The sequence below is a fragment of the Nonomuraea sp. NPDC049625 genome (genome assembly GCF_040675285.1).
Taxonomy (GTDB): Bacteria; Actinomycetota; Actinomycetes; order Streptosporangiales; family Streptosporangiaceae; genus Nonomuraea; species Nonomuraea angiospora_A.
Map to the genome: position 1 here is coordinate 1,026,615 of NZ_JBFAOQ010000001.1, position 21,878 is coordinate 1,048,492.

The 21,878-nt window shown below is 68.9% G+C and carries 24 protein-coding genes; 6 read left to right on the forward strand and 18 right to left on the reverse strand.

The window, feature by feature from the left end; genetic code table 11:
• The first annotated feature begins 9 nt into the window (after positions 1-9).
• The gene (locus AB0J87_RS05005; protein WP_350728630.1) at positions 10-306 is read left to right on the forward strand and encodes a hypothetical protein; all 297 of its coding nucleotides are present in this window, start codon (positions 10-12) and stop codon (positions 304-306) included.
• Complete coding sequence (locus AB0J87_RS05010) at positions 306-1,640, forward strand: DUF6745 domain-containing protein (protein WP_363962679.1); 1,335 nt, start codon at positions 306-308, stop codon at positions 1,638-1,640. Before AB0J87_RS05005 ends, AB0J87_RS05010 begins: the two co-directional genes overlap by 1 nt.
• Before the next feature lie 2 nt (positions 1,641-1,642).
• Here AB0J87_RS05010 and AB0J87_RS05015 read toward each other — a convergent pair whose 3' ends face one another.
• From AB0J87_RS05015 to AB0J87_RS05040, 6 genes are read right to left on the reverse strand one after another with little or no spacing between them, the layout of a single operon-like run.
• Positions 1,643-2,473 carry an STM4011 family radical SAM protein gene (locus tag AB0J87_RS05015; RefSeq protein ID WP_363962680.1) on the reverse strand — a complete coding sequence of 277 codons (831 nt, stop codon included), beginning with the start codon at positions 2,471-2,473 and terminating at the stop codon, positions 1,643-1,645.
• Entirely contained in the window at positions 2,467-3,732 is a 1,266-nt protein-coding gene (locus AB0J87_RS05020) for an STM4012 family radical SAM protein (RefSeq protein WP_363962681.1), read from the reverse strand. The genes AB0J87_RS05015 and AB0J87_RS05020 overlap by 7 nt, the downstream gene beginning before the upstream one ends.
• The gene (locus AB0J87_RS05025; RefSeq protein ID WP_363963105.1) at positions 3,719-4,510 is read right to left on the reverse strand and encodes an STM4013/SEN3800 family hydrolase; all 792 of its coding nucleotides are present in this window, start codon (positions 4,508-4,510) and stop codon (positions 3,719-3,721) included. Before AB0J87_RS05025 ends, AB0J87_RS05020 begins: the two co-directional genes overlap by 14 nt.
• A gap of 23 nt (positions 4,511-4,533) precedes the next feature.
• Positions 4,534-5,574, reverse strand: coding sequence for an STM4014 family protein (locus AB0J87_RS05030; protein ID WP_363962682.1), 1,041 nt, complete (start codon positions 5,572-5,574; stop codon positions 4,534-4,536).
• A gap of 5 nt (positions 5,575-5,579) precedes the next feature.
• Positions 5,580-6,527 (reverse strand): STM4015 family protein, encoded by a 948-nt coding sequence (locus AB0J87_RS05035; protein ID WP_363962683.1) that lies wholly within the window; start codon positions 6,525-6,527, stop codon positions 5,580-5,582.
• The gene (locus tag AB0J87_RS05040; protein WP_363962684.1) at positions 6,527-7,489 is read right to left on the reverse strand and encodes an STM4015 family protein; all 963 of its coding nucleotides are present in this window, start codon (positions 7,487-7,489) and stop codon (positions 6,527-6,529) included. The genes AB0J87_RS05035 and AB0J87_RS05040 overlap by 1 nt, the downstream gene beginning before the upstream one ends.
• Before the next feature lie 112 nt (positions 7,490-7,601).
• On the opposite strand from AB0J87_RS05040, the gene AB0J87_RS05045 reads away from it, so the two are divergent.
• Positions 7,602-8,507 (forward strand): hypothetical protein, encoded by a 906-nt coding sequence (locus AB0J87_RS05045; protein ID WP_363962685.1) that lies wholly within the window; start codon positions 7,602-7,604, stop codon positions 8,505-8,507.
• A 345-nt stretch (positions 8,508-8,852) separates the two neighbouring features.
• On the opposite strand, the gene AB0J87_RS05050 is transcribed toward AB0J87_RS05045, so the two are convergent.
• Together AB0J87_RS05050 and AB0J87_RS05055 are read right to left on the reverse strand one after the other, a co-directional pair.
• Positions 8,853-9,122, reverse strand: a complete 270-nt coding sequence (locus tag AB0J87_RS05050) for a hypothetical protein (RefSeq protein ID WP_363962686.1) — start codon at positions 9,120-9,122, stop codon at positions 8,853-8,855.
• Positions 9,119-9,478: a hypothetical protein gene (locus AB0J87_RS05055; RefSeq protein WP_363962687.1), complete on the reverse strand. Its 360-nt coding sequence runs from the start codon at positions 9,476-9,478 to the stop codon at positions 9,119-9,121. The genes AB0J87_RS05050 and AB0J87_RS05055 overlap by 4 nt, the downstream gene beginning before the upstream one ends.
• A gap of 43 nt (positions 9,479-9,521) precedes the next feature.
• Between AB0J87_RS05055 and AB0J87_RS05060 the strand changes: the two genes are divergently transcribed.
• Positions 9,522-9,656 carry a hypothetical protein gene (locus tag AB0J87_RS05060; RefSeq protein WP_363962688.1) on the forward strand — a complete coding sequence of 45 codons (135 nt, stop codon included), beginning with the start codon at positions 9,522-9,524 and terminating at the stop codon, positions 9,654-9,656.
• An 8-nt stretch (positions 9,657-9,664) separates the two neighbouring features.
• Here AB0J87_RS05060 and AB0J87_RS05065 read toward each other — a convergent pair whose 3' ends face one another.
• On the reverse strand, positions 9,665-10,177 hold the full coding sequence (locus AB0J87_RS05065) for a hypothetical protein (protein WP_363962689.1): 513 nt from the start codon (positions 10,175-10,177) through the stop codon (positions 9,665-9,667).
• 101 nt (positions 10,178-10,278) lie between these two features.
• Positions 10,279-10,773: a hypothetical protein gene (locus AB0J87_RS05070; RefSeq protein ID WP_363962690.1), complete on the reverse strand. Its 495-nt coding sequence runs from the start codon at positions 10,771-10,773 to the stop codon at positions 10,279-10,281.
• A gap of 177 nt (positions 10,774-10,950) precedes the next feature.
• On the opposite strand from AB0J87_RS05070, the gene AB0J87_RS05075 reads away from it, so the two are divergent.
• Positions 10,951-11,178 (forward strand): CGNR zinc finger domain-containing protein, encoded by a 228-nt coding sequence (locus tag AB0J87_RS05075; RefSeq protein WP_363962691.1) that lies wholly within the window; start codon positions 10,951-10,953, stop codon positions 11,176-11,178.
• A gap of 153 nt (positions 11,179-11,331) precedes the next feature.
• On the opposite strand, the gene AB0J87_RS05080 is transcribed toward AB0J87_RS05075, so the two are convergent.
• The 8 genes from AB0J87_RS05080 to AB0J87_RS05115 all read right to left on the reverse strand — a co-directional run bounded on the left by AB0J87_RS05080 (position 11,332) and on the right by AB0J87_RS05115 (position 20,376).
• Positions 11,332-11,754 carry a hypothetical protein gene (locus AB0J87_RS05080; RefSeq protein ID WP_363962692.1) on the reverse strand — a complete coding sequence of 141 codons (423 nt, stop codon included), beginning with the start codon at positions 11,752-11,754 and terminating at the stop codon, positions 11,332-11,334.
• Positions 11,755-12,140: 386 nt separating this feature from the next.
• Positions 12,141-13,373, reverse strand: coding sequence for an ATP-binding protein (locus AB0J87_RS05085; protein WP_363962693.1), 1,233 nt, complete (start codon positions 13,371-13,373; stop codon positions 12,141-12,143).
• Between the two features lie 524 nt (positions 13,374-13,897).
• The gene (efeB, locus tag AB0J87_RS05090) at positions 13,898-15,151 is read right to left on the reverse strand and encodes an iron uptake transporter deferrochelatase/peroxidase subunit (protein WP_363962694.1); all 1,254 of its coding nucleotides are present in this window, start codon (positions 15,149-15,151) and stop codon (positions 13,898-13,900) included.
• Positions 15,152-15,166: 15 nt separating this feature from the next.
• On the reverse strand, positions 15,167-16,312 hold the full coding sequence (efeO, locus tag AB0J87_RS05095; RefSeq protein WP_363962695.1) for an iron uptake system protein EfeO: 1,146 nt from the start codon (positions 16,310-16,312) through the stop codon (positions 15,167-15,169).
• Positions 16,313-16,323: 11 nt separating this feature from the next.
• The gene (efeU, locus tag AB0J87_RS05100; protein WP_350728642.1) at positions 16,324-17,157 is read right to left on the reverse strand and encodes an iron uptake transporter permease EfeU; all 834 of its coding nucleotides are present in this window, start codon (positions 17,155-17,157) and stop codon (positions 16,324-16,326) included.
• Positions 17,158-17,294: 137 nt separating this feature from the next.
• Positions 17,295-18,137, reverse strand: a complete 843-nt coding sequence (locus tag AB0J87_RS05105; RefSeq protein ID WP_363962696.1) for a carbohydrate ABC transporter permease — start codon at positions 18,135-18,137, stop codon at positions 17,295-17,297.
• Entirely contained in the window at positions 18,134-19,093 is a 960-nt protein-coding gene (locus AB0J87_RS05110; protein WP_363962697.1) for a sugar ABC transporter permease, read from the reverse strand. The genes AB0J87_RS05105 and AB0J87_RS05110 overlap by 4 nt, the downstream gene beginning before the upstream one ends.
• The gene (locus AB0J87_RS05115; RefSeq protein WP_363962698.1) at positions 19,090-20,376 is read right to left on the reverse strand and encodes an extracellular solute-binding protein; all 1,287 of its coding nucleotides are present in this window, start codon (positions 20,374-20,376) and stop codon (positions 19,090-19,092) included. The genes AB0J87_RS05110 and AB0J87_RS05115 overlap by 4 nt, the downstream gene beginning before the upstream one ends.
• Positions 20,377-20,598: 222 nt before the next feature.
• Between AB0J87_RS05115 and AB0J87_RS05120 the strand changes: the two genes are divergently transcribed.
• Positions 20,599-21,609, forward strand: coding sequence for a LacI family DNA-binding transcriptional regulator (locus AB0J87_RS05120; RefSeq protein WP_363962699.1), 1,011 nt, complete (start codon positions 20,599-20,601; stop codon positions 21,607-21,609).
• Positions 21,610-21,878: the final 269 nt, after the last annotated feature.

Sequence of the window (21,878 nt, forward strand, 5' to 3'; positions counted from 1 at the left end):
GGTTGGTCGATGTATCGACAGGGCGACATCCTGATCATGCCCGTGCCGGAGGAGTCCGCCCCGCGCACGCTGCGGCCGGAGCCGCGGGACGCTCGCGGGCGGCTGGTGCTGGCCTATGGCGAGGCCACCGGACACTGCCACGCGATCCCCGGCCCCGGCACCCTGGCCGGCGGCTTCCTGCACCTGCCCGAAGGAGGGCGGCTCGTGCACGAGGAGCACGCCGCGATCTCGCTGCCCAAGGGCTGGTACAGGGTGATCAGGCAGCGTGAATACGTGCCCGGCTCCTACCGGGTGGTGGCCGACTGATGACGACCTTGACGTGGGAGCAGGTGGCCGTGGCCACCGGGCCGGGCGAGGATCCGGAGGCGGCCGTCCGGCAGGCGTACCGCGAGGCCGGGCTGGCCGAGCCCGAACACGTGCTGGTGCTGCCCTCGCCCGCGGCCGGTGCCGTCGCGGCGGCCTGGCTGACGGGCGGCGACGCGGTGCGCCGCGCCCTGGAGGAGGCCGGACTGGGGGCCCTGCCGCACCGCTCACCGGACGACGGCCGCTCGCCGACCGGGTCAGCGAGCGGGGACGGCTCATCAACCGGGTCGGCGGGCAGCGGCGGTTCACCGACCGGGTCACCGAGTGGGGACGACTCGCCGACCAGGTCACCGAGTGGGGACGGCTCGTCGGGGGATGGCCGCGCCGTGATGCGCGATCCGCGTGGCGAGAGCAATTCCGACGAGCAGGAGCCCGGTGACCAGGGCGTTCCAGAGCTGCGCCGGGCGGTGGGTGAGGCGCTCAGATCGTGGGAGTCGTACGGGGATCCCGGCCGGTCGGTGCGGGACGCGGTCCGTACGGTGCCATGGGAGCGGGCCAGGGCGGCCGCCCACGCCGAGCTGGGCCCCGTCGGCTGGGCGGCCTTGTGGGACGAGACCGGCGGACGGCTCTGGCCGCAGGTCAACCGGCTGGTCAACGACATCCGCCGGGGCATCGCCGAGCTTGGCGGCGAGGCCGGCGGGGGCGGCGAGGCTGGTCAGGTCGGTGTGGCGTTGCGCCGGGTGACGCTCGACGCGGTGCTGGGGCAGCACGACGCCCCCTGGCTGTCGGCGTTCGACGGGCTCGACGGGCTCAAGCGGACGGCCGAGCGCACCGGTTGGTGGTGGCCGTTCGAGCGGCTGGCGATCGTCACGGAGCGCCCCGCCGAGCTGCACCTCGACGAGGTGGGGCGGCTGCATCGGGCCGTTGGCCCGGCCCTGTCCTACTCCGACGGGTTCGCGTTGCACGCCTGGCACGGCATGCCCGTTCCGGCCGACTTCGGCGCCGCGATGCGCGAGCTGACCGTCGAGCGGATCCGCGAAGAGGAGAACGCCGAGCTGCGCCGGGCCATGCTGGAGCATTTCGGCCTCGACCGCTACCTGGCCGAGTCGGGGGCCAAGCCGGTGCACTCCGACGAGACGGGCGTCCTGTGGCGGGTGGAGCTCTCCGACGACGAACCGCTGGCCATGGTGGAGGTCGTCAACTCCACGCCCGAGCCCGACGGCACCAGTCGCACCTACTTCCTGCGGGTGCCGCCGTGGGTGGAGCGGGCGCGGGAGGGCGTCGCGTGGACGTTCGGGGTCACTGAGGAGGACTACCGGCCCGAACGCGAGACCTGAGGTCAGGGCCAGACCGCCGGGATGCGTTCGAGGACGCCGCCGGTGAAGACGTCGTAGAGGCCGAGCGGCTCCAGATGCACGTAGCCGATGTGGCAGTCGCAGGCCGCAGCGGGGCAGGGCCGGGGCCGCAGCGCCGCGCGGTAGGAGCCGTCGTACAGGTTGCCCAGGATCTCCGGGATGAAGTGGCAGCGACGCACGGTGCCGTCGCCGTTCACCGAGATCACGCTGTCGCCCGTCCGGCACGGCAGCCCGGCGCTCCGGTGCGGGAAGCGGCTGACGTGGAAGAGCGGGTCGATCGCCGACCATTCGGCCGCCTCCTCGTCGGTGTAGAGGCGGCCCTCCTCGGCGTTCACCCACAGGTACGTCTGCGCGGGCAGGTCCGACCGCAGCCGCCGCGCGTCCGGCAGGTGCGCGGGGTCGCCGACGATGCCGACGCTGTGGCGCACCGGCAGCGAGCGGAGCTTGCCCAGGAAGCGGTCGTACGTGACCTGCGTCGGGTGATACGTCACCCACAGCGCGGCCCGGTCCGACGCCTCGGCGAGCCAGTCGGTACGGCAGCTCAGGTTCGTCTGGATGGCGACCTTGGCGACGTTGGGCAGCCAGGAGAGCTCCACGAGGGCCCGGCGGTACCACGACCTGACCAGGCCCTCACCCCACGGCGTGAACAGCACCGACACCTCGAACGGCTGCTCGCCCACCCAGCCCGCGAACCGCTCCAGCGCCTCCCGGTCGGCCCGCAACTGCTCGGGGCTGTCGCGCCGCTTGGCGAACGGGCAGTAGGCGCAGTCGTAGTCGCAGCTCGCGAGGGGCCCGCGGTAGAGGATGGTCAGCACGCCGCGTACCCCTCCATGAGCCTCCTGACCTCGGGTGAGAAGAGGGAGGGCCCGATCGCGTCGGAGTAGGCCAGCCCCTCCGGCGTCAGCCGGACCGTCGCCGGGTCCGCCAGCAGCCACTCGCCGAACTCGTCCAGGGCGAAGTCGGCCAGCACGTCTCCGCCGAACCGCTCCGCGTACAGCCGCCGCGAGAGCCCGTCGCCCTGCAGCAGCGACTGGATGAGGTGGCGCCGCTTGCGCTCCTCGAGCGGCAGGGAGAAGCCCACGTTGGCCACGTCGAACTCGTCCTGCCGCACGTAGTCGTCGATGATCGAGCGCACGTGCCGCGCCCCCACGGCGTACTCGAACGAGTAGTGGAGCTCGCTCGTGTACGAGCGCGCCCCGCACCCCAGCCCTACCATCCCGTCGGTCTGGCAGCAGTAGCCGGTGGTCGAACCCGTGCCGGGCAGCCGGAACATCCGCATCGAAACCTGCTCGTACCCGGCGGCCAGCAGGTGCTCGCGCCCGGCCCAGTACAGTTCGAGCCGCTGGTCGTCCCATGCCCGCCCCTGCTTGCCGAGCCCCGTCAGCGGCCGGACGTAGAGCGGGTACAGGTAGAGCTCCTCGGGCCGCCACCCGAGCGCGGTGTCCAGCGAGTACAGCCACGACTCCGGCGTCTGCCCGTCGATGCCGTAGATCAGGTCGATGTTGAGCACCGGCACGCCCGAGGCCCTGATCGCGTTGAGGGCCGCGTCCACCTCGGCCCGCTTCTGCGGGCGTACGGCGGAGCGGGCCTCGGCGTCGACGAAGCTCTGCACGCCGATCGAGACGCGGGACGTGCCGCGCTCGGCCAGGACGGACAGGCGGTCGGGGGTCGCGGTGGCGGGGGAGGTCTCCACCGAAAGCGGGATCCGGGCGAGATCCACCCCCATCGTGCGCTCGGTCAGGTCGAACAGCCGGGTCAGCTCGCGAGCGCTGAGGTACGTCGGCGTCCCGCCACCGAACGCGGCCGTGGTGAACGCGGTCTCCTCCAGCGCGTCCCGTACCTGGACGGCCTGCCGCTCCAGCGCGTCGAGGTAGGCCGCGACCAGCTCCTCCGGGGCGCCGGTGCGGGTGAAAAGGTTGCAGAAGCCGCAGCGCATCTCGCAGAACGGGATGTGTACGTACAACGCTCCCGGCCGTTCCCCGGCCCACACCTCCTTGAGCCGCGGTCGCGGATCGAGCGGCCGGTAGGCGGTCTTGTGCGGATAGGCGTAGACGTAACCCTCATAAGGCCGCATTGCTCTCCAGAACGAACTCGGTGTAGGGGACCGTCCAGACCACCTCGTGGCCGATCCGGTGGCCGACGTGGCCGTCCTCGCCGTACGCCGTGCCGTGGTCGGAACAGACGATCACCAGGCAGGGACGGCGGCGGCGCATCAGCGCGTAGAGGCGTCCGATGTGCTGATCGACGTACCGCAGCGCCGCCGCGTGGCTCTCCAGCGAGTCTCCGGCGGCTCCCGGCAGGTAGAAGTGGTTCGGCTGGTGCAGGGCCGACACGTTGACGAACAGGAAGACCGGTTCGCGCCGGTCGGCCAGCACCTCCTCGGCGCGGTCGATCTGGCGCTCCAGCGACGACGGGTTCGTCACGCCGAAGGCCGGCTCCCAGTGGCTCTCGGCGAACAGGCTCGGCAGCGTGGACCCGAGCGGGGTCAGCTTGTTGAAGAAGCCGACGCCGCCGACACACACCGTGTGGTAGCCGGCGCGCGCGAGGCCGGCGGGCAGGTCGGGCGCGTCGAACACCCACGTGCGCCCCCCGGTGGTCTCGCTGCCCGGGAACGTGGCCGCGAACAGCCGGGGATGCGGCCCCGGGGTCACCGGAGTGGGCAGGAACCCGGCGAACATGGCGGCGTGGGCGGCGTACGTGAAGCTGCCCGGGCTGTGCCGCCGCTCCCAGGACGCGCCGGGCGGCAGGAGGTTCGGCAGCAGCCCGGCGGCTTCGAGCGCGACCGCGACGTCGTGGCGGAGCGTGTCGAGCGTGACGAGGAGGATGTCGTGGCTCCCCACGATCCCGTTCATGTCGAACGCCGGCTCGCCTGTGCTCACCGCGCCCCCGCCAGGACCGCGCGTACCTGCTCGGCGTACGTGTCCCGCCCGTTCCCCGCGAGATCCCCCAACCCCGGCAGCAGATCCCCGAACGCGTTCACCTCGGCCACCGCCACCGACCGCCAATCCGCTCCCACCATGACGTCCACCCCCGTGCTGAGGCTCCGGGGAAAGCAGGCCGCCGCCCGCGAGCACGCCTCCAGCACCCGCTCCCACAGGTCCGGCCGCGACCGTACGGCGTCCAGATCACCCCGCGACCCGCCGAGGTGCAGGTTGGTCATCGGGCTGCGGCCGGCCCGCAGCACCGCGTGCGTCGGGACCCCGGCCACGGTCACCACCCGCAGGTCGAACACCCTCCCGCCGGTGGACGCCTTCGGAAACCACCGCTCGACGTGCAGCCCGTCGCCGGCGAGGAAGTCGACGATCCGCCGCACGTCACCGGCGGAGGTGTACGTGCGCACCCGCAGCGAGTTGCACAGCACCCCGTCGACCCAGGCCGCCGACGTGACGGCCCGCACCCGGTCGCCGTGCGCCTGGAACGCGATCACCCCGGACGCCGACGAACCGTGCGCGGGCTTGACGAACACCCGGGACCAGCCCCGGCGCTCCATCTCCGCCCGCAACCCGTCGTACGAACCGGCCTCGAACGCGGGCGGCACCGGCACCCCCGCCCCGGCCAGCACGGCGTGGCAGCGCCGCTTGTCGAACATCACCGCGATCTCCTCGACGTCGCCGAGCAGCCGCACACCCGGGATGGCGGCCACCCGCGACAGCCCCGCCGTGAACGCCTTGAACCAGGCCGCCCCGCCACCGACCCGCGCGGGATCCCCGGGCCCGCGCAGCAACTCGTCGGCCCCGGCGTCCTCGCCCGGCGAATCCACGCGCAGCAACGAACCCTCGGGCGCGCCGATCTCCCGCCCGGCCAGCACGTCCCGCCACGGGATCACGTGGGGCTCCGCCAGCCCGGCGGCCACCGCGGCGTCCCGGAACATCGTCACCCGCCGATCCCCGGGCGTCCCGACCACGGCGAACCGCACGCCACTCACTCCGTCACGGCCACGTAGCCCGTGCCCGGGCCGGACAGGTCGACGTCTACGCCCGGCAGCGCCGCGGTCAGGCGGGCCCTCATCTCGGGGCCGATGTCGTGGTGAGAGAGGTCCAGCCGGCGCAGGTGGGTGAGCGGCTGGCCGCTGAGCAGCGCCTCCGCCCCGGCGTCGGTGAGCCCGCCCATCGCCAGGCTCAGCGTCTCGAGCCCGGCCACGATCGGCGCGGACGCCACGGCGGCGGCGAGCTCGTCCTGGATCTGGCTGTTCTGCAGCCCCAGGTGGCGCAGCCGGGGCAACCGCTCCCCGCCCAGGGTCCCGGCGACGTCGCCCACTGTGGCGTCACCGCCGTACGTGTCGACCCCGAACCACATGTCGAGGTGCTCCAGCGCGGGCAGGTCGCACGCGCCGACGCCGCGAACCGCCTCTCCCGGCAGCCCTCCCGTCTCGAACCGCAGCACCTTCAGCGACTCGTGCCGCACCGGCGAGAACCGCAGACCGGTGCCGCCGCGCACCTCCAGCCGCTCCAGCTTCGGGTACGCCTCCAGCAACGGCGTGATGTCCGACTGCGTGATCCAGGAGATCTCGCAGTCCTCCGGCGACATCGCGCCCAGGAAGAGCGAGCGCAGCTCGGGCAGCCTGCCGGCCTCGTCGGCCAGGCGGCGGACGAGGTGACTGCTGTCGCCGTCGTAAGGTTCCTCCCAACCGCCGATCACGACGGCGGTGACCTGCGAGGTGTCGATGTGCTCGAAGAACCAGTCGAAGCACTCGGCGATGTGGTCGGGGAGGTCGTCGTCGTAGGCGTGAGCGCTGAGCCGCCAGGCCGCGGACCCGGCCTCGGGCGGCTTCTCGTCGTCGCCCTGCCAGGGGACCTCGGCCACCGGCAGGCTGACGTAGCTCTGGTCGTAGGTCTCGTAGTGGCTGGGCTGCTCGTCGAACTCCCGCATCACTCGTCCACCGCCACGTAACGCCACGCCTCGCCATCCTCTTCGTCCACGTCCGGCTCCTCGTTCTCGGACACGTCGACCTCCACCCCGGGCAGGGCCTCGGTCACCCGCCGCATCATCTCGTCGGACATGTAGTGGTGGTGCAGGTCGAGCACGCGCAGATGGGTCAGCGGCTGGCCGCTGAGCAGCGCCTCCGCCCCGGCGTCGGTGAGCACGCCCATCGACAGGCGCAGCGTCTCGAGCCTGGCCACGATCGGCGCGGTGGCCACGGCGGCGGCGAGCTCGTCCTGGATCTCGCTGTCCTGCAGCCCCAGATGACGCAGCGCGGGCAGCCGCTCACCCCTGAGGATGGGGTCGACGTCGGAGACGTTGCTGTCGCCGCCGTACTCGGGGACGCCCAGCCAGAGCTCCAGGTGCTCCAGCGCGGGCAGGTCGCTGGCGGCCACGGCGCGGACCAGCGAGCCGTCCAGGCCGCCCGACTCGAACCGCAGCTTCTTCAGCGCCTCGTGCCGCACCGGCCGCATCCGGAGCCCGGAGCCGCCGCGCACCTCCAGCCGTTCAAGCTTCGGGTACGCCTCCAGCAGCGGCGTGATGTCGGACTGCTGGATCCAGGAGATCTCGGACTCCTCCGACGAGATCGCGCCGAGGAAGAGCGAGCGCAGCTCGGGCAGCCTGCCGGCCTCGTCGGCCAGGCGGCGGACGATGGACGCGCTGCTGTCGCTGTAGCAGTCTTCCCACGCGCCGATCACGATGGCCGTGACCTTCGCGGTGTCGACGTGCGCGAAGAACCGGTCGAAGCACTCGGCGATGCGGCCGCCGTCCCAGCCGGCGCTGAGCCGCCACGCCACGGAACCGGGGTCGGGCTGCCACCCGTCCTCGTCCCTGGGGACGTCGGCCACGGGCAGGCCGGCGTAGGTGCCGGTGTAGCGGTCCGAGCAGCTCGGATTGTCGTCGTCGGTCACGGATGATCCTCGGGTCGGGGGGCCTGACGCGTCCTGTCCTACCAGAACCGGCCGACACTTCCGTCCCACCGGCTATGGTGCGCCGTACCCGATTTGATCTAGGAGCGCGCCGATGAACGTGCGGGAGCCCGACTGGGCGTACGTGGCCCGGTCCCTCATCAAGGTCCTGGCCGTCACCACGGCGCTGTACCTGGCCTTGAGCGCGTTCGACCGGCTTCTGTGGTTGTTCGTCGACGACGAGCGGACGGCCTTGGTGTACGGCACCGCCGCCCGCGTCGCGAACCCGGACAAGCGCCTGTCGGGCGGTCACGACGACGCCGGATGGCTGCTGAACACCACCTACACCCTGCAGGGCGAGCCACGCCTGGCCGGTCCCGGCGGTGGGGGGAAAGAGTACGAGATCGTCCCGAACTGGTTCGGCACCGTCCGGGCCCCCTCCCTCGACGGGCCGTCCGGCAGCTTCTCCTATGCGATCTCCGTCCTGGAGGCGGACCCCGAAGTCGTTCCGGCAGACGTTCGGAAGACCATCGACGCGCTTCCCCAGACGCTCGACGCGGTCGCGGTCGTGCAGTTCGCGAAGCCGATGACCAGCGAGCGGCTCATCGCCTTCAACCGCAGGCACAAGATCTGCGGAGGACGGGACGTCTCCTACGTGTACGCCCCGTCCTGGTTCCAGTACGACGACTCCAGCAACGATCCCCCATTGAACGCGGTCGTCTGGAACCGCGACATGACCGAGGACCTCATCCAGGGCGAACTCACCTACCAGTGCGAGACCGAGCCCGAGCCGGCGCTGGCGGAGTTCCGCAAGTGGGTCGGGCAACTCGGCGAGGGGTACGACCTCAGCGCGTTCATGCTGGACTACAGGTGGCTCGACGGGGCGGCCAAGGAAGGCCTCGTGTACGGGCTTGTCGTAGACAGCTGGAAACTCGCCGACGTGCGCAAGCTCCTGGACGACTCGGAGGTGCGGACGGTCCGGCTCGCCGACGTCGCCTTCGACCTCGACGGGGATGGGTAGCGTGAAGGTGTACGTCCTGTGGCATGTCCACCATGTCGCGGTAGACGAAGCCGGAAATGTTCCGCACTTCGACAATGGCGAATTCTCGAACGTTTCGACCCTAGACCCGCCCCCGCCCGCACAGGGAAACACGTGCTTTGGCGCGCTGACCCGGCTATTCCTTCTCGGTCGTGTTGCCGAGCGTCCACAAGGACGCCATGGGGAGTGCGCGCAGCCTCTCGCCGAAAAGGCAGGACCTGTTCACCGGTTTATCCGACCGGCTTCAAACTTGGTACGGAAAGGGATCAGTGCTGCCCCGACTGCAGGAGATGATCGAGAGTGAGGAGCGGTGACAGGCGGATTCTGTCAGAACAGAACTATGCGGGTGAGGATTACTTGCTGGTTCTTCCTGTCGATCCGATACTCCGCGATGCCATACCCTTTAGGTATCAAGATCTCCCTCCAATCGAGATCGGCACCGACTTGCTCGCTTCCAGTCAGCCATGGGTCCTCACAGATCGCGACCGTGAGTGCCGCCACCGTCGAGAAGACCTCCGCTGAGACCGACGGGTCAGCAAGCGTGTCAGCCACGATCTCTGAAGGCACAACAGGCCATAGATCGTCGTCCTCGCTCACCGGGTGCCGCTCTCCCGCCGTCGACGGAGGACCTCATCCATGGTCATGGTCGGCAGGGTTCCGGCTTCGGCCGCCGCGCGTACCCGATCCCGGTCGGGATCGGTGTCGAGCATCGCGCGACCCCACCAAGCGGTCAAGACCCCGTCTAGCTCAGGGCCCTGCTGAGCTTCCAGAAGCTCGGCGAAGAACTGAGCGCGGCGGCTTCCGCGCAGCGCGTTGGAGATGCCGCCGATCGTCTTCGGCACTCTCGGATGGTCTACCGGGCCACTGCCAACGGGCTGAGCACTCATGACACCGCCTTTCATGGTCTTCAGGGTACGACGTGAACGCGATTGCTCGCAGAGTTCCTGCAGCACGGGCGAACTCCTCCCCTATCGATGTCATGTTCAGCGAGGAATCATGCGGCCCAGCCGATCCGAGGCCATCATCCGGTGGGCCGCCATCGCCGGCCTGGCCCGCCGCCTCACCCGCGGAAACTCCACTACACACCAGCGGCGGTACGTCCTTGACCGGCCGACCTACCAGCCCTCCTGAACCCGCGCTCAGTCGTCAGCGGCGACCAGGAGCGACAAGATCTTGGCGGGGCGGTCGATGAAGACCAGCTCGTGAAAGTCGATATGAACCCCACCCCAGTCGTGAAAGGCCTCATGACCGAGATCTGAGAGCCGGTATCTCTCCGTGGCTCCTGCGACCAGCGGATGAACCTCGTGCTCCAGCCGGGCGGACAGAGCCACAGGAAGAGGGCCCGACTGTGCCGCCCAGTCGCGCAGCATGGCGTTCGCGCCCATCTCGTCCATGCGCACGTATGCGGCCGGGCTCACGTTCCGCAGCCAGTAGGGGCCATGGCGAAGCCCATCGGCCTCGACTCCCCCTCCGGCATAGTCGTCCCGGAACTGCTCATGGCCGATCAGCTCCGTCAGTATGTGGGTATCGCCGACATCCGAGTGAGACATACCGAAGCGCTTGATGTCGACCCAGCGACGTGCGTGATCCTCGAAGAGGAACTCACGAAAGTTGATGAATGTCTGACCTAGATACGTGAGCGCCTCTTGCACGCCTCAACGGTAAGGGCATGCTTCAGGTGAATGATCGCATCGGTATCCCGCTTCCGGCGGCAGAAAAGTGGGGAAGTGGTGTTCGGCTGGCATGGATGTGGTTACGGTCGGGCTGAGGCCTGATCGTCCGTGACCTGGGCTATGAAGCGTCTCAGCGCGTACGGATTCCGGATCATATGCAGCTTCGCATCACCTGCGTGAGTCGCGACCGCCGTGAGGAGAAGCGGTCGACTTCGGCGTCGGTAGGCCCATACCCACAACCAGAAGTCGGCGCGTTCTCGAGAGCGTCGGATCGCTCGCCAGGCGCAGCGCCAGAACGAGAAGTCCAGCAGGATGACGGTGTCCGCCGCTTGGAGCCGGACGTCCAAGACGTCGTAGGGACCGAGGTCGCCGTCCATGATCCAAGTCTCGGCCCGGACGAGTTCACCTTGGATGGCAGCCCACTGATCGGGAGGCGTCGCTTCAAGACCTGGTCGCCAGAAGTGCTTGTCCAGCTCGATGACGGGGAGTCCGGTGATTGTGCCCAGGCGGGCCGCCAGCGTCGACTTTCCTGAACCGCCACGCCCCAGGATCACGACTCGTTCCATGGCCGTCATGGTTCCAGGCTGGCTCCCAGGACGTACAACCATTAACGAAGCGGTGGCGTCGGGCCGTTCTGCGAGGTGGGTGCGGTGATCGCACACCAGCGACTCAGGCAGATCATGGTGCGCGTCAGGCGCGCCCCAGGAAGGCGACCGAGCGGCAACGAGGACCGCTGATGGTGGAGGACGCGGGTGGAGTACCACGCCAGCGGCTCACCGCTCCGGATGGTGCCCGACCTGGCTGAACAGCTCGCCGTACGATCCGTCGCCGAGTTGCTCGACCTCGCCGCCACGGGCGACTGGGAACACCCGCGCCTCTGCACGGCCGACCCCTGTAAGGACGCTTTCGTGGACCACAGTCGCCCGAGCAAGCGCCAGTTCTGCTCGACCCGCTGCGCCAACCGCGCCCGCCATCGCTGAGGGTGCCCGCCAGGGCGCATAGGCCCGTAGTGGCTGAGGCTCCCCACCGCCGTTGAAGGTCCTGCCGGCACCTCCACCGAGCTCGTCGCGCTTCCGGCGGCAGCGAGACCCTCAACCGCCCGGCGCGTCAGCATGCCCTCCCATCCGGCACCGTCACCGCTGCTCGCTGGCTTCCGTTCGAAGGATGGGCAGATCTCGGCACGGAGCCAGGAACCTCTCGAGATACCAGCCGAGATCGACGAACTCAGGCAGGTGCGCGATGGCGCGGTAATCCAGTAGGGGGATCAGCCAGACCGACGTCCTTTTCTCGTGGAACAGCACGTTCGCGAAGGTCTCCTCATCGGGCAGCCTGGCCGTGATGCTCACTGCCTCCCCGGCCTCGTAAGCGGTACGCATGTCGCGCTTCGCCTCGTCCAGGCGGGCCAGTGGCAGAACTTTCCAGTCGGAGTCGGTCGAGTACCAGATGGAGTCCTCTTCGCGGAGGAATTCCCAACCGGCCCGAGCGAGCCGATCGAGGATTTCCTCGAAGTCGATGTCGCGCTGGAACTCCAGGCCGACGGAGACGTCACGACTCATGTTTCCTCGTACCAGGTCGGTGGAGGGGGACGCCGGCTCCATCCGTACCCGTGACCCCGCCATGCCACAACATCCGTGTATCCACAGTAAAAGAGTATGGAACGCCGCCTCGGGCGGCTGGCAACGCCTCCACCTCTGTGCGGCCAGCGCCTGCAAGGGCGCTTTCGCCGACCGCGGCCGCCGGGCAAGCGGAATTGCGGATAGTCCCAAGGGCTGCCCTTATCCAGCAACGGACCAGAGGCTGTCCGTACGAAGGGCGAGTAATGGCGGCAGGCCGGAAGGCGATAGTGACTCTCGTGGTGTGCTCAACAGATCTGGGCCACCGGCTCGGCTCCAGGTCCGCCCGCCCCGTACAGGGAAATACGTGCTTTGGCGCGCTGACCTGGCTATTCTTTCTCGGTCGTGTTGCCGAGCGTCCACAAGGACGCCATGGGGAGCGCGCGCAGCCTCTCGCCGAAAGGCAGGACCTGTTCGCCGGTATAGAGGACGAACCCAGCGCGAAATCTTGCTCCGAGCCTGTCGGCCAGGTGGCGCAGTCCACGGAAGTCGTCGCCTCGGACGGTTTCGGCGGCTTTGATCTCAATGCCGATCACTTCGCCGGATGCGTGCTCCAGGACGATGTCCACCTCCACTTTGTCGCGGTCTCGGTAGTGGAGCAGCTGGACGGGTTCGTTGGCCCAGGTGAGCTGACGTGCCACCTCACCGATCGCGAAATTCTCGAGCAGGGGGCCAACGGGGGCGGTGACGTCTCTAGCGCGTTCTGGTGACATGCCGATGAGCTGGCCGCCGAGTCCGCTGTCTGTGACGAGCAGCTTGGGCGTGGAGATGGCGCGGCGAGTGAGATTCGACGACCAGGCAGGTATGCGTTTGATCACGAAGACCAGTTCCAGGAGGTCCAAATAGCGGGAGAGCGTCATCCGAGGAAGACCCACGTCGCCGGCGATCGACTGGACCACCGCCAGTCCTCCCATCCGGGCCGCTATGACGCTGAGAAGCCTGCGCATCTCTGCCGGACGCTCGATGTCGGAGATCTGGCGGACGTCTCTGGTGATCAGATCGGTTATGTAGGAGTCGAAGAACCTGTTGCGCCGGCGTCCCGGGTCCCGCCGGACCGCCTCCGGGTAGCCGCCGCGCAGCGCCCTGTCCACGTAGTCAGGCTTACGCAGCGAGCAGGGACGCATGGAAACGTCGGCGCCATGTGTGAAGACGTAATCCACGAAGCCATCCGGAGCGCTGTCGATCTCCCCCTGGGACAGTGGCCACAACTCGATGGTCTCCGTCCTGCCCGGCAGGGCGTCTGGCAGATCGCGTAGGTCCAGTAGGCGTGCGGAACCGGTGAGGAGATAACGGCCTGCTCGCGGATCCCGATCAACCTCGTGCTTGATCGGCAGGAGTAGTTGCGGGGCACGCTGGATCTCATCGATCAGCAGAAGTGCGTCGTGCCGGACGAAGCCGACGGGATCCTCTTCGGCTGCGGCCAGGATCGCAGGGTCATCCAGGTAGAGCTGGCGGGCGTTGTCCACCTGGCTGGCGATCAAGCTCGCCAGCGTGCTCTTTCCAACTTGCCGAGCGCCGTTGACGACGACCACCCGCGTGTCCGCCAGTGCTTCCAGGGTCATGGCTTGGGCGCGGCGAGAGAACAGAGCTGGCTGTGTCACACTGACGGAGATTACCGGAGGTCAACCGGTTGTATGGGCAGTTTGCCGCTAGCTATGTGGGCGTTCTGCCGAACATTACGTGGACGTTCTGCCGCATGAGGCGTGGGCGTTCTGCCGATGCCCGTGTGGGCGCTTTGCCGAAGAGCGTCCCAGCGAAGGGGTCGGGGCTTGGCCCGACTGGAAGCATCGCCTGAGCCCCGTGCGCGAAGCGCCCCCTTGCGAAGGACCATGCGCGCTCCAGGAAGGCGACCGAGCGGCAGCGAGGACCGCTCGGGGCGGGCTCCAGGAGGCCCACCCGGTGACCGGGCAACGGGCGGGCGATGGCGCCGCGAGGCGCGGGGGTTGCGCCGCCAGGCGCCCAAATGAGGACGCCTGAGCCCCGAGCGCGAAGCGCTCCCCGCGAAGACCTTTGGCCGGGGCGGGGTCCAGCAGGCCCACTTGGTAATAGGGCAACGGGTGGGTGGCGGCGCGCAACCTACTGCTGGCTATCCGAAGAGGGTGCGGCCCCAGTAGTCGCCGGCGTCGCGGACCCCGGGTGGGCAGGCGAACAGGCCGCTGGAGACGTGTTTGATGTACTCGTTGAGGGCGTCGTGCTTGGCCAGGTTCATCTGTACCGGTACGAACTGCTTGCGCGGGTCGCGCTGGTAGGCGATGAAGAACAGGCCCGCGTCTAGGCGGCCGAGGCCGTCGGAGCCGTCCACGAAGTTGTAGCCGCGGCGCAGCAGGTGCGCGTTGCCGTTGGAGGTCGGGTGGGCGAGCCGTACGTGGGCGTCGTCCTTGATGTTCGGCTGCCCGTCGGCCCCCTTGGACGCGAAGTCCACCGGGTCGAACTCGGCCTTCTTGCCCAGCGGAGCCCCCTCGCCCTTGTCCCGGCCGAAGATCTGCTCCTGCTCCACGAGCGACGTGCGGTCCCAGGTCTCGATCGCCATCCGGATCTTCCTGGTCACCATGTACGAGCCGCCCGCCATCCAGTCGCTGCCGTCCTGCGCGGCGGCCCACAGCTGGTCGCGGAGCAGGGCGGCGTCCTCCAGCTTGAGGTTGTTGGTGCCGTCCTTGAAGCCCATCAGGTTGCGGGGGGTCGTCTGGGAGCGGGACGTGGACGACGTACGGCCGAAGCCGAGCTGCGACCAGCGTACGGAGACCTTGCCGAAGCCGATTCTGGCCAGGTTGCGGATGGCGTGCACGGCGACCTGGGGGTCGTGGGCGCACGCCTGCACGCAGATGTCCCCACCGGAAATTTCCGGAATGAGCTGCTCTCCCGGAAATTTCGGCAAGTCGGCGAGAGCGGCCGGCCGCTTGTCCTTCAGCCCGAAGCGCTCGTCGAACAGCGACGCCCCGAACCCGATCGTCAGCGTCAGCCCCGACGCGGGCAGTCCCAGCGCCTCGCCCGTGTCGTCGGGCGCGGCCTCCGGCGCGCCGCCCACCGCACCGTACGACCCGGCCTCCTTGCCCTGCGTGAGCCGCGCGGCCGCCGCCGTCCACTCCTGCAGCAGCTCGACCAGCTCGGCGCGCTTGTCCGTGGTGACGTCGAACGCCACGAAGTGCAGCCGGTCCTGCGCCGGAGTGACGATGCCCGACTGGTGCTCGCCATAGAAGGGGAACGGGTCGGAGGTCGAGGAGGCGTGCGCGACCGGCGGCTCCTCGAAGAGTGTGTTCGCGGCCACGACCCCGGCCCCGACCACGGCGGCGCCCGCGGCTCCCAGCCCGAACAGCCCCCTGCGGCTCACCCGCTGGCTCATTGCCGTCACCTCCCGCTACTTGGTGATGACCGGCGCGATCTTGCTGATCGGCTCGGCCAGCGCGTTGATCGCGTCCGACAAGGTCTTCAGCTCAGCCTTGGACAGCTCGTTGTGCAGCTGCCAGCCGTCGCCCTTCTGGTGCGCGTCCAGCGCCGCCTCGGCCGCCGTGAACTTCTCGTCCAGCGTCTTGACCAGGTCGGGAGCCCGATCCTCCAGCACCGGCCTGAGCGACTGCACGGCCGCCTTGGAGCCTTCGAGGTTGGCGTCGAAGTCCCACAGGTCGGTGTGCGACCAGATGTCCTCCTCGCCGGTGATCTTGCCGGTGGCGACCTCGTCGAGCAGTTCCTTGGCGCCGTTGGCCAGGTTCAGGGGAGTCAGCTCGGCGGCGTTCGACTTGTCCACGATCGTCTTGACGTCGGCGATCAGCTTGTCCGCGATGGCGCCGTCCTTGCTGATGTCCTTCTTGATCCACAGGTCCTTCTCGATCCTGTGGAAGCCGGTCCACTCCTCGCCGTCGGCCAGGTCCGCCTCGCGGGCGTCGATGGCCGGGTCGAGGTCGCCGAAGATCTCGGCCACCGGCTCGATGCGCTCCCAGTACGTACGCGCGACCGGGAACAGCTCCTTGGCCTGGTCGATCTTCCCGCCCTTGACCGCGTCCACGAACTCCTGCGTCTTGACCAGCAGCGTGTCGCTCTGCGACTTGATGTAGCGCTTGTAGCTGGCGACCGCGTCGGCGAGCTTGGCGTCCTCGGTGAGCGCCTTGTGCTCGCCGGTCACCTTGAACGCGTTGCGGATGCCCTTGCCGACCATGCCGGGCTTGCACGCGGTCTCGTACGCGCCCGCCGGCAGCTCGGCGATGAGCTCTCTGGTCAGCCCGGGAACGATGTTCTCGACCTCGGCCATGACCCGGTCACCGGGGGCGAACACGTAGAACTCGGTCACCTTGGTGCCGCCGTTCGTGATCGTGAACGTCGTGGTGCCCGCCGCGACCTCGGACGCGCCGACCTTGCACTCCGTGTCGGACGCCGCCACGGTGACCTTGCCCGGCTTGGCGGGGGCGGAGCCGGAGGCGGGGGAGGCGGCGGGGGCGTTGCCCGAGCCGCAGGCGGCCAGCGTCGCCAGGGCGAGCGCCCCGAAGGACAGGCGGATGGGGGTGCGCATGATGCTCCTGTTCAGGCCGCGGAGGAAGCGGGCGACGGCGTGGACTTCACCCGCGTGTTGCGCAGGAAGAAGAAAAGGGTGGGGACGAGGTAGCAGGCCCAGGCGATGACCTCGGCGACGCTGGGCTGGGGCGTGATGTTCAACATGCCCGACAGCAGGGTGCCGTACCAGGAGTCGGCGGGGATGACGCTGCTGATGTCGAAGGCGTACGTGCTCAGGCCGGGCAGGATGTTGGCCTCCTGCAGGTCGTGCACGCCGTACTTGAAGATGCCCGCGGCCACGAGGATCAGCAGCAGCCCCGTCCAGGTGAAGAACTTGGTGAGGTTGATCTTCACGGCGCTGCGGTAGAGGCCCCAGCCGATGAGTACGGAGGTGAGCAGCCCCAGGCTGATGCCGATGAGCGGCTCCGGCGTGGTGACGGCGCCCTGAACGGAGGCGAAGAACAGGATCGCCGTCTCCAGCCCCTCGCGGGCGACGGCGAGGAACGCCATCACGACCACCGCGATCGAGCCGAGCTCCAGCGCGTCGGAGAGCTTGCCCCGCAGCTCGCCGGAGAGCGCGCGGGCCGCCCGCCGCATCCAGAAGATCATCCAGGTGACGAACACGACGGCGAGCAGCGAGGTGATCGCGTCGAACAGCTCCTGCCCGGTGTGTCCCAGATGGGCGGCGGTGAACGTCAGCAGTGCCCCGAACCCCACGGACAGCGCGACGGCCGCGCCGACTCCCGTCCACACTTGCGGGAGCTTGTCCTTGCGGTCACTTTTGACCAGGAAGGCGACCAGGACTGAGACGACGAGTGCCGCCTCGAGACCTTCGCGCAGTCCGATGAGGTAACTGGCGAGCACCGTCACTCCCGTTTGCTGAGGTTTTGCTTGGCATTCCCTGAGGAAAGGCTTACCTAAATTAGGGCAGGCGAAGCATACCTAGCGCAAGAGCTGGAAGCGACAGTGTGCGGCGAGTCACGTTCGCAGGTGGAAGGTGATCACCCCTTCGTCGCGCCCGCGGTGAGACCGCCGACCAGGTGACGTTCCGCGACGGCGTAGAAGCCGAGCGCGGGCACCATGGCCAGGACGAGATAGGCGAGGATGCGGGCGGTGTCGGAGGCGTACTGGCCCTGGAACTGCTGGATGCCCAGCGGCAGTGTCCAGCTCGACTCTTCGTTGAAGACCACGAGCGGCAGCATGAAGTTGTTCCAGCTCCCCACGATGGCCAGCACCGAGACGGTGGCGATGGCGGGCCTGGCCATCGGCAGCAGGATCCGCCAGAAGAAGCCGAACGGGCTGCAGCCGTCGATGATGGCCGCCTCCTCGACCTCGCCTGGGATGCCGCGGAAGAAGCCGCGCAGAATGATGATCGTCAGCGGCAGGCCGAAGGCCGCCTGCGTCAGGATCACGCCGAGCGGGTTGCCCAGCAGCCCGAACGTGCGCAGCAGCACGAAGATCGGCAGGATGGCCACCGCGAACGGGAACATCAGCCCGGCCGTGAACAGCGTGAAGTACAGCTCCCTGCCGCGGAAGGCGAACCTGGCGAAGACGAACCCCGCCAGCGCCGACACCCCGACGGTCAGCACGGTCGTCACGACCGCGATGAACGTGCTGTTCCACAGCTGCAGCCAGAACGAGCCGGAGCCGATCACGTCGGTGTAGTTCTCTGTGGCCCAGGTGTTGGGCAGCCCGAGCGGGTTGGTGGACAGCTCGCTGGTGGACTTGAAGCCGCCGATCAGCGCGTACACCACCGGGATGATGATGAACAGGCCGACGACCCACGCGATCAGATGCAGCGGCAGGGTGTTGCGCCGCGGCGAGGACTTCTTGCGATGGATCATCGGCGCTCTCCCATCGAGGTGGTCGCGCCCGCCAGGTCGCGGCGCATCACGAACCGCTGGTAGACGAGGGCGAAGACGAGGCTGAGCGCGAACATCACGACGCTGATCGCGCTGGCGTAGCCGACCTGGGAGCGCTTGAAGCCCCAGTCCATCATCGTGACGGCCATCGTCTCGGACGAGTGCGACGGCCCGCCCTGGGTGAGGATCCACACCAGGTCGAAGAGCTGGATCGTGTAGATGACGGACAGGAAGACGCTGATCCGGATCGTCGGCCCGAGCAGCGGCAGCGTGATGTGCCGGAACGTCTTCCAGCTCGTGGCCCCGTCGATCTGGGCGGCCTCGATGAGCTCGTTCGGGATGCTCTGCCGCCCCGCGAGATAGATCATCATGTGGAAGCCGAAATATTTCCACATCATCACCAGGAAGAGCGACGGCATCACGGTGTCGGGGTCGGCCAGCCACTCCGAGTCGAGCCCGAACACCGACAGGACCTGGTTCGCCATGCCGGACTCGGGCGAGAGGATCAGCGAGAACAGCACGCCGGTGATGACCTCGGAGAGCACGTACGGCGCGAAGAACACCACCCGGTACAGCGCCCGCCCGCGGATGCGCTGGTTCAGCAGCATCGCGATGGCCAGCGAGAACGGGAGCTGGACGCAGACCGACAGCAGCACGAGGACCAGCAGGTGCCACAGGTCCTGGCCGAAAATTTCGGTGCCGAAGAGCCGGGTGAAGTTGTCGAGCCCGATGAAGTTGGTCGGCAGGCCGCCGAAGCCGTTCCACCTGAACACGCTGGCGTAGAACGCCACGAGGATGGGTGCGACGACCAGCAGCAGGAAGAGGACCAGGGCGGGGAGCAGGAACAGGGCGATGGTCACCCAGCGGCCGCGCCGCCTGGCGGCAGGGGAGGGGGCCGGACGCGTGACCGCCTCCGGCCCCTTGACGAGGGTCGTCATCCTTCGCTCTTGGCCACTTCGGTGATGGCCTTGCCGACTTCCTCCGGCGTCTTCGTACCGGCGATGAGCTCGGCGACGCTGTCGTTGACCTGCTGGCCGACGGCGGGCGGGTAGGCCTGGTCGAGGTAGAGCTGGTAGCCGCCGGCCGCGGCCAGCTGGGTCGCCACCTGCTTGAGGTTGGGGTCCGTGACCGCGCTCTCCTCGCCCTTGAGCACCGGCAGCACGCCGCCGGCCGCCACGGCCTTGGAGTGGTTGTCCATCTCGGTCATGAACTTCACGAACTGCACGGCCTCCGCGGGGGCGTCCGCGCCCACGGCCAGGCCGCCGCCACCGCCGAACGCGTCGGAGATCGAGCCCTTGCCCCCCTCGACCGCGGGGAAGGGGAAGAAGCCCAGGTCGTCGCCGAGGCCCTTGCCGGCGTCCTTCTGCACGGCGGGCGCCCACTGGCCCATCAGCTCCATGGCGGCCTTGCCGTTCGCCACGGTGGCCGCCTGGCCGTCCGGGGTGCCGTACCCCGCGCCGAGGAAGCCCTTCTGGAACGGCTGCAGGTCCGCCAGCGCCTTGACCTGCTGTCCGGCGGCCACGAAGTCGGGCTTGGTGAAGTCGTGGTCGACGGCCGCCTGCTTGAGCGCGTCGAGGCCGGCGATGCGCATGGCGAGGTAGGCCCAGTAGTAGTGGCCCGGCCACTTCTCCTTGCCGGCCAGGGCGATCGGGGTGACGCCCGCCGCCTTGAGCTTCTTGACGTCCTCGAGGAACGCCGACCACGTGGCGGGCGGCTGCGTGACGCCGGCCTTGGCGAAGAGTTTCTTGTTGTACCAGAAGCCGACCAGGCCGATGTCGGTGGGGAGCCCGTACGTCTTGCCGTCGACCTGGTACGCGGTCAGCGCGGCCGGCGTGAAGCTGGGCAGGACGTCGGCGACGTCGGAGGAGATGTCCTTGACCAGCCCGGCGTCGATCTGCTGCTTGAGCACGCCGCCGCCCCACGTGGCGAACAGGTCGGGAGCCTTGCCCGACTGCGTGATCGTGGTCAGCTTGGCCTTGTACGCGTCGTTCTCCAGGACGGTCGCCTTGATGGTGACGTTGGGATGCTTGGCCTCGAACTCCTTGGCCCGCTGCGCCCAGAGGGACTTGAGCGGCTCCGTGGTCGACAGGTGCCACCATTCAAGAGTGACCTTGGCGGCCGAGCCGCTCTGCTGGGGGGCCGTGCTGCTGCCCCCACCGCCCCCACCGCCGCAGCCGGTCATGAGCACTGCGGTCGCGATCAACACCAGACTGCGTTTCATCAGGGGTCCTTCCCTCAGACTGGCTCGGCCTGCCGTACGGACCCCTGCACGTGATTCGCGGGACTCAGCGTGACTCATGGGGCACAGTGCGGCGCACCGTGCGAAAATTTCGTTATCTCCCCGATAGTTTCGCTGCCTGGATCGTAGGTAAACGCTGCGTAAAGCGTCAACACCTCGGGTGGGAGCGATCCCAAACCGAAACTTTCGGATACACTCCCGAACGTGTCAGCGAAGCGGCGGGTGACGATCGCACTGATCGCGGAAGAGGCCGGGGTCTCCATTCCGACGGTGTCCAAGGTCATCAACGGACGTCCAGAGGTCGCTCCGGCGACCCGCCATCGAGTCGAACGACTCCTGCAGGAACACGGCTACCAGCGGCGCATCAGCCAGGACGACACCCCGGCCGGCCTGGTCGACCTGGTCTTCGCCGAGATCGAGTCGCCGTGGGCCATGGAGATCGTGCGCGGCGCGGAGGGGGCGGCCCACGAGGCCGGGGCCAGCGTGGTCATCTCCGTCCTGCACACCCATGCCGGACCGGGCCGCGACTGGCTCGAACGCCTGGCCGCCCGCCGTACCGACGGCGTGGTCATCGTCGCCTCGCGCCTGTCCACCGGCATCCAGGCCCAGCTCAGCGCGCGCTCGCTCCCGTTCGCCGTGGTCGACCCGGAGGGCGAGCCCGCCCCCGGCGTCGTGTCGGTCGGGGCCACCAACTGGAACGGCGGCCTGGCCGCCACCCGCCACCTGCTCGAACTCGGCCATCGGCGCATCGGCATGATCAGCGGCCCCACGGACATGCTGTGCAGCCAGGCCCGCGTGGACGGCTACCGCGCGGCCCTGGAGACGGCCGGGGCGCCGATCGAGCCCGAGCTGATCCGCCGCGGCACGTTCCTGGTGGAGTCGGGCCACGACGAGGGCCACGCGCTGCTCTCCCTGGACACGCCCCCGACGGCGATCTTCGCCGGGAGCGACCTGATGGCCTTCGGCGTGTTCGAGGCGGCCCGCCAGCGCGGCCTTCGCGTCCCCGAGGACCTGAGCGTGGTGGGCTTCGACGACCTGCCCCTGTCCAAGTCGGCCTGGCCACCCCTGACCACGGTACGCCAGCCGCTGCAGGAGATGGCCGCCCTCGCCACCCGCACGGTCCTGGCCATGGGCCGCGGCGAGGTCCCGGAGACCAAGCGGGTCGAACTGGCAACGGAACTCATCGTCCGAGACAGCACGGCCCGCCACGAGTAGGCATCCGGGTAGGTGGGCCAGGCTCGCCCACCCGTTGCCCATCCGGGTGGTGGGCCTGCTGGAGCCCACCCCGCCCGCCGAAGGCCCCCGTGGGCCTGCCGATATCCCTGAACAGGCGAGACACCAGCAGACACCCCCGAGTTCGGGCCGGAGCCGGTAACTCGGTGTGCGACAGGAGCTGGTTTCGGGAAAGCCGGTGCGGTTCGTGTGCACCACGGTGGTGCCGGCGCTGACCGTCCGGTCCTCACTCTCGGCCTGGTCGCGTCCGG